Source organism: Cyanobium sp. BA20m-14, assembly GCF_024346295.1.
The window spans coordinates 1-5,031 of sequence record NZ_JAGQCR010000228.1 but is presented as its reverse complement, the minus strand read 5'-3'; the positions used below and the strand labels follow the sequence as shown (position 1 = coordinate 5,031).

Here is a 5,031-nt window from a genome sequence, read left to right as displayed (position 1 = left end):
GAGTCTGCTCAACAGTCCAGCGGTGGCCCAGCTGTTTCGCGGTTAGGGCCTGCCACATCCTCCAGGAGCTGGCGCAGGGCCTGGCCCAGCTGGCCGGCGGCGCCTGTGAGCAGGATTTTCATGCGAACACCTCCCCGGCGTGCTGATTAGGCTCGAAGCAGTGTTTTTGATCCAACTGAGGCTGCGCCTGTGAGCACCTACACCGCTGTTGTGAAGCAGGACGGCGACTGGTGGATCGACTGGGTGGAAGAGGTGTCTGGCGTGAACGCCCAGGAGTCAACGCGTGAAGAACTGCTTGCCTCTCTGAAGGTGGTGCTGCAGGAAGCTCTGGAGATGAACCGCGCTGAAGCCCGTGCTGCTGCAGGTAGCTCCTACGAGGAGCTAGCACTGGCCCTGTGAAGCGCCGCGATTTATTGCGCCATCTCAGCCAGCACGGTTGCACTATTTTGAGAGAAGGCGGCATTTGCTGCAGCCGGCGATGTTGGTAGACATCGACGATGAGGAGCTGTTCTTTGTAAGCGAGCGTGAAGCCCGTCAGCGGCACGTCCCAAGCCGATCCAATAGCAGGCTTCTAAGTTCGGATGCAATCTGAAGGATGAAAGCCAGATCAATCTCAGGCTCGGGTTCACTGGGATCGGGATAGCGAAAATCAACGGCAGCCCGAGATAACCGGTTGAGAGTCATAGTTTCTGCAATCCAGCGGTTGTCAGCTTGATGCAGCAAATCCGAAAGCTCCCGCAGGTTATGTGTTTTAGGAACAGGCAACTTCAACCGCATCAGCTCAGCCTTGAACAGCTTCTCGATGCATTGCTGCACGTGAAAGCAAATGCTTCGCCCATTCCCCCCAGCGCTTGCAAGGATCTGGCTGTCCTGCCAGTCGTCCTCCGCGTAACGGATCCAAGCCTCAACCAGCGGTGTGTGATTAGCCATAGAGGACCTCTCCGTGATCAAGGGCCTCACGAATGAACGGATCTCCCCAGTCGTAACGCTGGGCTGCAGCTTCTGGTCTGCACAGCAACAGGTCTACTGGAAATGACGGTGCCCCCACCTGAAGCATGGTTAACCTCTGCTCGAATGAACTGCCCTCAAATGGCATCACCACCAGGATGTCGGCGTCGGAATCCCAACGGGCCTTACCGCGAGCCTGAGAACCAAACAAAATAATCTTTTGTGGAGAGAAATGCTCCACAAGCCTCTGTGTGAAAGCCCTCAGGGCCTCACGGGTAACCAGGGGGGGTGGTATTGACGTCATTGCGTCCATCATCGCCCCACTTGCAGCGGCCATCTCCCAGGTGACTGGGGTGAGCTCTTGCGTGATGCCTCGCAGGCCGCAGGGCTTACTGGCGAACTGAAGGCCCAGCAGCGATCGTCCTGGTGGTGGCCTTGCGGACAAGTGGGGTCTGCAACCCCTTTTTCTTGATGGCGCCGTACAGAATCCGTACGTTCCGGGGGATTATCGTTATGCCCAGCGCCAAGCCGCAAGGCCACTGGCCGGACAAGACCAGCCGAATCGAGTTTCGCGCCACAGAAGACAACCGCAGTTCCTTCTTGCTCGCCCAGGGGCTGCTGGCGGCCCAGCGGGTGCTGGCCGACCGGGAGCAGTTCGTGCTGGACGTCGCAGGCCAGCAGGAATGGGAGCGGATCAACAGACGATCGGCATGAGCCGCTAATGCCCGCCTGTTTGTGCTTCGAGGTCGATCAAACGGCTGTTGTGGCCTACTACGTCTGGTGCATGGCGAACCCGAGCAGGCCCGCAGCTTCTACGAGTACCTGATCCCGGAGTTAGAGCATTCACCCACCGATCCGTTGCACCTGCTGCTGCTCAAGGGCCTCCGCCTGACGCTGGGGAGTTGACCCCGCACGCAGCTTCAGGCGTTGGCTGCAAGCCAGGTGGTCAGCTCGTCAGGGCCGTTGAAATCCATTAGCGCCTCTGCCAAAGCCTCCAGCTGCTCCAGCGGCAGCGCCTGGATGCGGGCGGTGGTGGCTTCGCTCAGGGGGCCGCAGCGGCGGTTGAGCTGGCGCAGGGCAACCTTGGCGGCTTCCCGGGCTTCACCTAGGCCAAAGATTTCCTGGTAAGCCCTGCTCTGGGTGAAGTCTTCAAGGGTGAGGCCGCCCATGGCGCAAATCTCCGGGATGGTTTTGTTGCGGAACCGTGTAACCAAGATAGTTGGTATTAGCTGGAGTACCTCAGCTGCCACAGGATCCGTCACCGCCTGCTGGTGCAGGGCATCGCTGATGCGGCGCACCTGGCTTTCTGGCTCGAGCAGCAGGCTGAGCACCCGGGCCAAGGGAGTGATCGGCGGCTGGCCGTCTCTGGGCTGCAGCTCCACCCACAGCACCCGCCGCTCTACAAATTCCTGCACCGGGGTGAGGGCGCCGAAATGGAGTCCGCGATGCGGGCAGATCACCACCACGCGCCAGTCCCCATTCCAGGCCTGCTGCTGCAGAAAGCGGCCGGTTTCCGCGTAAAGCCGCAGCAGAAACCCCGGATCAGGGGCCATCTGCGCTTCCAGCACCACCGCTGGTAGATCAGGTCGTTGCGGCGGCGGCGAAAACAGGCCATCCAGTCGGTATTCACGCTCTTTCAACACTGGCGCCGAAAAGCTGTAGCCACCTGCATCAGCCGGCAGATCCTCCAGCCAGCGCAGGATCAGATCCGGATTGCTGTGGAACAGGAAATAGAAGAGCTTGTCGCTCGCCAAGGGACGGAGTGAGGGCAACCGAGGCAGTCTGCTGCGCTGCGGTGTTGATGGAAGCGAATCGATTACCAAGCGCTCCAATCACCGCCACCACCTCCCCCAGCGGTGAAGTCACCGGCTAGCTGGCGACTGATCTCGATCAGCGCCGTACAGTGTCCGTACGTTTCTGGTGGGCGTCGCCTTGACCAGTACCAAACCGCAAGGTCACCGGCAGGCCAAGACCAGCCGAATCGAGCTGCGTGCCACAGAAGACGACCGCGACCTGCTGGATCGGGCCGCTACGGCCCTCGGCACCGACCGCAGTTCCTTCCTGCTCGCCCAAGGACGCCTCGCAGCCCAGCGGGTGCTGGCCGACCGCGATTTCTTTCTGCTCGATGCCGATGCCCAGCAGGAATGGGAGCGGATCAACAGCCGCCCGGCCCGCAGCCTGCCGGGTCTGGAGCGGCTGCTGGAGCGGCCTTCTCCCTTTGTCACCCCAGCGGCAGATCACCCCCAGGCATGAGCCGCTACCAACCGCCAGAGCTGTTGGCGGCCCGTCACCAGCTCAAAGGCTTCCGCTGCCGCTCCGAGGAGCAGACCGCCTGGCTGGTAGAGGTGGCCAAGCAGGCCCATGGGACAGGCACCACCCGGGTGTTTGTCGTCACCGAGGTGGATCAGCCCCACGTCGTTGCCTATTACGCCTGGTGCATGGCGAGCGTGGCGAGCCAGCCCATCGCCCTGCTTGCCCGTCTGGGCGTCGACGAACGCCATGAAGGACAGGGACTCGGTGCGGCCCTGCTGCTGGATGTGATCAACCGAGTCGCCAGCCTCAGCAATGCCATCGGCTGCCGCGTCTTGTTGGTCCATGCCGAATCGGAGCAGGTCCGGAGCTTCTACGAACACCTGATACCGGAGTTCGTTCGTTCACCAACCGATCCGTTGCACCTGCTGCTGCTGCTCAAGGACATCCGCCGCACGCTGGGGCGTTGAACCCGGCCTCAAATCCGCCATCGCCTTCACGGGATTACACGTTGCCTAACACCAAGGTGGAAAGCGGCCACCAGCCGCTGCCGCCTTCGTCGTAGGCCAGCTCCACCATCTGGTCGGTTTCACTGCTGTCTCCCGCCAGGCTGAGCACCGTGGCGCCGCTGTCTGGGCTGATCAGGTCGCGCCAGCAACGCGAGCCAATTACTGGCTGGGGTGCCTTGGTGTCAGTCATGGTTCAGGGGCTCACCATCACCCGGTTGCCAGCACCGCTGTTGCTCACCGCCGCAAACTGACCGCGCTGGGGCGACCAGCAGAGCGAACGCCAGCCCAGATCAGCTGGGGAGCTGCGCACCATCCAGCTGATGCCATCGGCGCTGGTCATGATCCGGTTGCTGGTGCCGCTGCTACTCACTGCCACCAGCAGCTCCCGCTGCGGCGCCCAGCAAAGAGAGGTCCAGGCGTTGTCGGCCGCCGAGCTGCGGCTACTCCAGCTGATGCCATCCGGGGAGGTCATCACCCGGTTGCCCTTGCCGCTGCTGCTCAGCGCCACCAGCAAACCCAGCTCTGCTGCCCAGCAGAGCGCCGTCCAGTTGTTGGCTACGGCCGTTGTCCGCAGGGTCCAGTTGCGGCCATTGCTTGAGGTCATCACCCGCTGGTTGCCGCCGGTGCTGCTCACCGCCACCAGTAGCCCCAGCTGCGGTGCCCAGCAGATCGAGCGCCACTCCTGATCTGCCGCAGCCGGGCGGACTGTCCAGGTGAAGCCATCGCTGCTGGTCATCACCCGGTTACCCGTGCCGCTGCTGGCAACCGCCACCAACAGGCCCAGCTCTGGTGCCCAGCAAATCGAGGTCCAGTTGTTGTTGGCCGGCGTCTGGCGCAGGGTCCAGCTACGCCCATCCGGTGAGGTCATCACCCGATTGCCAATGCCGCTGTCGCTGACGGCAACAAACAGCCCCAGCTCTTTGGCCCAGCAGAGCGCCACCCAGTTCTGATCAGCTGCCGCAGGTTGGGCACTCCAGCGGATGCCATCGCTTGAGGTCATCACTCGGTTGCCCGTGCCGCTACCCGCTACGCAGGCGTAGAGCCCAAGCTCCGGCGACCAGCAGATCGCCTGCCAGCTGTTGTCTGCCGCTGAGCGCACGGCTGACCAAACCACACCGCTGATCGCCAGCACCGGCGGCGGGTTCAGCAGTTCCGCCAGTGCTGCTGCCGGCAGCTGGTAAGTGCCGGCCTCGGGCCCAGCGGGGCGGGTGATCGCCAGCAGGTCGCCTGGTTGGAGGGTCATCAGCTGCGGCGATCAGGGCAGAGCTGGAAGGGTGCTGAGATCCAGCGGCATGTAGTCGCCGGCCGGCTGGGCGGTGGCCAT

General features: G+C 62.8%; 10 protein-coding genes. 5 read left to right on the top strand and 5 right to left on the bottom strand.

Translation table 11 applies throughout. The annotated features are described in order from the left end of the window. Positions 1–189: 189 nt before the first annotated feature. The gene (locus KBZ07_RS16125) at positions 190–399 is read left to right on the top strand and encodes a type II toxin-antitoxin system HicB family antitoxin (RefSeq protein WP_254932560.1); all 210 of its coding nucleotides are present in this window, start codon (positions 190–192) and stop codon (positions 397–399) included. Between the two features lie 135 nt (positions 400–534). Here the strand turns inward: KBZ07_RS16125 and KBZ07_RS16120 are convergent, their stop codons facing one another. Next, on the bottom strand, positions 535–930 hold the full coding sequence (locus KBZ07_RS16120) for a HEPN domain-containing protein (protein ID WP_254932559.1): 396 nt from the start codon (positions 928–930) through the stop codon (positions 535–537). Continuing rightward, the gene (locus tag KBZ07_RS16115) at positions 923–1,252 is read right to left on the bottom strand and encodes a nucleotidyltransferase domain-containing protein (RefSeq protein ID WP_254932561.1); all 330 of its coding nucleotides are present in this window, start codon (positions 1,250–1,252) and stop codon (positions 923–925) included. The genes KBZ07_RS16120 and KBZ07_RS16115 overlap by 8 nt, the downstream gene beginning before the upstream one ends. Positions 1,253–1,461: 209 nt before the next feature. Between KBZ07_RS16115 and KBZ07_RS16110 the strand changes: the two genes are divergently transcribed. Together KBZ07_RS16110 and KBZ07_RS16105 are read left to right on the top strand one after the other, a co-directional pair. Then, positions 1,462–1,662, top strand: a complete 201-nt coding sequence (locus KBZ07_RS16110; protein WP_254932558.1) for a DUF1778 domain-containing protein — start codon at positions 1,462–1,464, stop codon at positions 1,660–1,662. Positions 1,663–1,728: 66 nt separating this feature from the next. After that, positions 1,729–1,854 (top strand): hypothetical protein, encoded by a 126-nt coding sequence (locus KBZ07_RS16105; RefSeq protein WP_254932557.1) that lies wholly within the window; start codon positions 1,729–1,731, stop codon positions 1,852–1,854. A 14-nt stretch (positions 1,855–1,868) separates the two neighbouring features. Here the strand turns inward: KBZ07_RS16105 and KBZ07_RS16100 are convergent, their stop codons facing one another. Continuing rightward, positions 1,869–2,702 (bottom strand): DUF2887 domain-containing protein, encoded by an 834-nt coding sequence (locus KBZ07_RS16100; RefSeq protein WP_254932556.1) that lies wholly within the window; start codon positions 2,700–2,702, stop codon positions 1,869–1,871. 178 nt (positions 2,703–2,880) lie between these two features. Between KBZ07_RS16100 and KBZ07_RS16095 the strand changes: the two genes are divergently transcribed. Continuing rightward, positions 2,881–3,201 carry a DUF1778 domain-containing protein gene (locus KBZ07_RS16095; RefSeq protein ID WP_254932555.1) on the top strand — a complete coding sequence of 107 codons (321 nt, stop codon included), beginning with the start codon at positions 2,881–2,883 and terminating at the stop codon, positions 3,199–3,201. Next, positions 3,198–3,668: a GNAT family N-acetyltransferase gene (locus KBZ07_RS16090; RefSeq protein ID WP_254932554.1), complete on the top strand. Its 471-nt coding sequence runs from the start codon at positions 3,198–3,200 to the stop codon at positions 3,666–3,668. The genes KBZ07_RS16095 and KBZ07_RS16090 overlap by 4 nt, the downstream gene beginning before the upstream one ends. 34 nt (positions 3,669–3,702) lie before the next feature. On the opposite strand, the gene KBZ07_RS16085 is transcribed toward KBZ07_RS16090, so the two are convergent. Then, entirely contained in the window at positions 3,703–3,897 is a 195-nt protein-coding gene (locus tag KBZ07_RS16085; protein ID WP_254932553.1) for a hypothetical protein, read from the bottom strand. A gap of 3 nt (positions 3,898–3,900) precedes the next feature. Beyond that, positions 3,901–4,950 (bottom strand): hypothetical protein, encoded by a 1,050-nt coding sequence (locus KBZ07_RS16080; protein WP_254932552.1) that lies wholly within the window; start codon positions 4,948–4,950, stop codon positions 3,901–3,903. Positions 4,951–5,031 lie beyond the last annotated feature (81 nt).